Source organism: Bradyrhizobium sp. ERR14 (genome assembly GCF_014198235.1).
Lineage (GTDB): Bacteria > Pseudomonadota > Alphaproteobacteria > Rhizobiales > Xanthobacteraceae > Bradyrhizobium.
This window is the reverse complement of record NZ_JACIHD010000070.1, coordinates 1-1,125: the sequence shown is the minus strand read 5'-3', so window position 1 is coordinate 1,125 and position 1,125 is coordinate 1. Positions and strand designations below refer to the sequence as shown.

The 1,125-nt window shown below is 62.7% G+C and carries 1 protein-coding gene; it reads left to right on the top strand.

Annotated features, from left to right (window positions below):
• Positions 1-58 precede the first annotated feature (58 nt).
• The gene (locus GGD62_RS40545; protein ID WP_183714869.1) at positions 59-1,018 is read left to right on the top strand and encodes an IS5 family transposase; all 960 of its coding nucleotides are present in this window, start codon (positions 59-61) and stop codon (positions 1,016-1,018) included.
• Positions 1,019-1,125 lie beyond the last annotated feature (107 nt).

Sequence of the window (1,125 nt, the reverse complement as noted above, 5' to 3'; positions counted from 1 at the left end):
GGGCCTGTTGCGTAATCCGCCAGTTGTGATTCCCTAGGGCAAAGCCTTGGAGGTATCGATGGCGGTGAAGCGGACAGGACAGCCGAGCTTTGTAGAAGCGCTGATGCCGAAGGGCGCCGGCGCCAATGCGGCGCTGGATCGGTTGGCTGGCCTGGTCAAGTGGTACCGGTTCGAGAAGCTGATCGGCCATTTGCGGGATGAAGGGAGCCCCGGTCGTCCAGGCTATCCGGTGCTTGTGCTGTTTCGCGCGGTACTGCTGCAGTCGCTCTACGGTCTTTCGGAGCGCGAACTGGAGGAGGCGCTGGGCGACCGATTGTCATTCAAGCGCTTCGTTGGTTTGAGCCTCGAGGATGCCGCGCCCGATCATACGGTCCTGAACCGCTTCCGGAACCAGCTCGTTGAACAAGGCCTGCTGGAGAAGCTGTTTGGCGAACTGGATCGCCAGCTTGAGAATGCCGGCGTCATCCTCAAGCGCGGCACGATGCTGGATGCAACCTTGATCCAGGCGGTGTCAGCTCCTCCGAGGGAGGATCGTCCCTCAAACGATCCCGACGCCCGCTTCACCAAGCGGCAGGGCAAGAGCGGCTCGACCTTCGGTTACAAGGCGCATGTGGGGGTCGACGAGGGGTCCGGCCTGATCCGCGCGGTGTTGACCACGCCTGCCAATGTTAACGATACAACGCCGGCTGATGAGCTAATCCGCGGCGACGAAGCCGTGGTGTGGGCCGATGCGGCCTACGACACCCATGCCAGACGAGCCCGGCTGAAGGCGGAAGGCAAAAAGCCCCGCATCGCCCGTCGTCCCAACAGGCATCACCCGGAACTGCCGCCAAGGCTCAAACGCTACAATCTCCTCATCGCACGACGACGAGCAACGGTGGAGACCACCTTTGCCACCCTCAAACGCCGGATGCGGCTTACCTGCATTCGCTACGTCGGTCTCGCCAAGGCAAGCGGGCAAGTCCTGCTTGCCTCCATCGCGTTCAACATGAGGCGGTGGGCTGCGATCGCCGCCTGAGACGCCCGCCAAGGGCGCCAACTACAGATCTCGGCCTGACGATCGGCGTCAACACAGCCCTCTCTCCTTACGTCTCCTGCCTCAAAAGGCCGTAGCGCAACAGGCCC